Annotated in this window: 3 protein-coding genes; all 3 read right to left on the bottom strand. The window is 28.4% G+C overall.

All coding sequences use genetic code 11. The features are described 5' to 3' along the window. Positions 1 to 52: 52 nt before the first annotated feature. Positions 53 to 481 (bottom strand): hypothetical protein, encoded by a 429-nt coding sequence (locus tag IBJ83_RS06940; protein WP_201275899.1) that lies wholly within the window; start codon positions 479 to 481, stop codon positions 53 to 55. Between the two features lie 91 nt (positions 482 to 572). Continuing rightward, the gene (locus tag IBJ83_RS06935) at positions 573 to 1,502 is read right to left on the bottom strand and encodes a DMT family transporter (protein ID WP_201275898.1); all 930 of its coding nucleotides are present in this window, start codon (positions 1,500 to 1,502) and stop codon (positions 573 to 575) included. Beyond that, positions 1,503 to 2,166 (bottom strand): glycoside hydrolase family 73 protein (locus IBJ83_RS06930; RefSeq protein ID WP_201275897.1); only part of this gene is annotated, 664 nt, incomplete at its 5' end.

The following is a 2,166-nucleotide window of genomic DNA, read 5'->3' as shown; positions in this document are numbered from 1 at the left end:
TTGTTCAATTACTATTATACCTCTTTGAGATGTTTTTTTCTATTCTTACTGGCTAACTTAATTTTACAATATGGGTTTTTCTTTGTAATTTCCTAATCTCATTATTAATTCTAGTCATTAAAGACTTAACTTCCGATTCATCATTAAGATTTTTTATTTCCAGATTATATCTCTTTTCAATTTCTTTAACAAGAGAATCTACATACATATTCCTAACTTCTGATAAATTACTCTTTATAAAATGTGAATTATCTAAGAAATGTTCATAAACTTCTCCATCAGAAATTCCTGTTGCATCATATAATTTACAATAAGTAACTGTAACATATTCTGAATTGGTTTCATTTAATTTGAAATTTCCAACTAATTCATCACTTGTTACCAATTCATATTCTATATTTTCGTTAATCGGTTCATACACATCATCTAAAAATTTGTATGTTTCAATATCAATAATGTATTTTTGTCTTAAGTATTCCATAAGCCCTCCTAAAAAAAATAAATGTTTGTACTTCTCCATGGTACTAATTAATTTATACCACTTTAACGAAAAGAAAAACATTTATTTAAAATTAATTACTAAAAGATAGTACTATTATTGATAAAGTTACTATTAAAACGCCAATAAATAAAGTTACTGTTAATGAAGTTGATAAAAACAAAACAGAAAGAATAACACTCCAGACACTAAATGTACTATTAAATGCCATTCCTTTTGAAACTCCATTTAATTTCATAGATTTATAGTAGAGCAAGTAACTTAGTCCTGCAAAAAAACCTGAAAATATTAAATATTTTAAAATTTCAAAATGTCTTATTGTAACTACAAACCCACTAAACAATCGTAAAAATGGTAAAACTAAAAATAATATAGTTAATCCTGAAACAATTTCTCTTATATTTAAAATTATTTCTTCTTCAAGCTCTTCTTTGTTTGCAAAATTTATAATCGTAGCCTCTAACCCCCAGCTAAAACTTGCAATAATAGAAAATAAAATTCCTAAATAAAAATGTGGATAGTTACCTGTAGGTTTTGTGTATGATAAAATAAAAGTTCCAACTATACAGCCTAAAATACATAATAAAGTTTTTAAATTTACTTTTTCTTTCAAAAAAACAGCTGATAAAATTGTTCCAAACATTGGACATAATGCAGAAATAGGAATTGCATAAGCAGAACCTGCTAGAGAAATGCCCATAATATATGAGCATTGTCCAACAGGTCCACCTATCAAGCCTGCAAAACAAACCATTTTTCCGGTTTTTGTTTTTAACGCAGGTAATATTAACTTTAATTTCCTAAAAACTCCATTATATCCTAGAACAAATATCCCGGCAAACAAGTCATTAAATCCGGCAAAAACTAAAGGCAAGAAAAATAAAATTCCAACACTATAATTTTTTAAGTATTCACTTCCTGTAATAAGAGATAAAATTATTCCATTGACCGCCCAAAAGAATCCTGAGCTAAGTCCTATAAATTCGTTTTTAAATTTTTTCATCTATGGTTTTACTCCATTAGGAAAAATTTCTTTATCCAATTCTCTCAAATTATAAGTATCAATTATATTAAGTAACTTTGAACCATAATTCGGGTCAGTAGCATAAGTTCCGGTTAATGCTTTTGCAGCTTGTTCCGGAGTCTTAGCAGCTAAAACATTTCTATACCAGTTAGTAAGCCACTTAGTTCTAGTAAATAGATTTGCATAATATTCAAACGCCTCATCATATCCTGAAAACTTCATAAACTTATCTGTAATATAATACTTTTTTCCATTTTTATCATATTCAGCAGTTCTTATTTCATAATATCTTTCAGGAGGTGTATCATCAGCTGCCTTAATACCGAACAAATTATATATTGGCGCCGGGGATAATCCGTCAGTTCCAAAACCAGTTTCTAAACAAGCTTGAGCGACAGCTATTGAAGGAAATAATCCCTTACCTTTAACAGCCTTTAAAACTCCAGGTGTTACTTTCTTTATAAACTCACTTCTACTACCTATAGGTTTGGATGCACTCCTAGCAACTCCATTTTCATCTATATTATATCCATTTATTTTGGTATTTACAGCCATAGCTCCGCTTTCGCCTAAATAATATTTGTCTCCGTTATAGTTTATAAATTGACTTGATAACATCTTTCCATCTACAAAATAATACCAA

This window comes from Parvimonas parva, assembly GCF_016552165.1.
Classification (GTDB): Bacteria; Bacillota; Clostridia; order Tissierellales; family Peptoniphilaceae; genus Parvimonas; species Parvimonas parva.
The sequence above is the reverse complement of the archived record's forward strand: the minus strand, read 5'-3'. Positions and strand labels throughout refer to the sequence as shown.

What these genes read in the sequence shown, in the direction of transcription:
- IBJ83_RS06940 (WP_201275899.1), bottom strand. Translation starts at nt 481, where the DNA reads ATGGAATACTTAAGACAAAAATACATTATTGATATTGAAACATACAAA.
- IBJ83_RS06935 (WP_201275898.1), bottom strand. Translation starts at nt 1,502, where the DNA reads ATGAAAAAATTTAAAAACGAATTTATAGGACTTAGCTCAGGATTCTTT.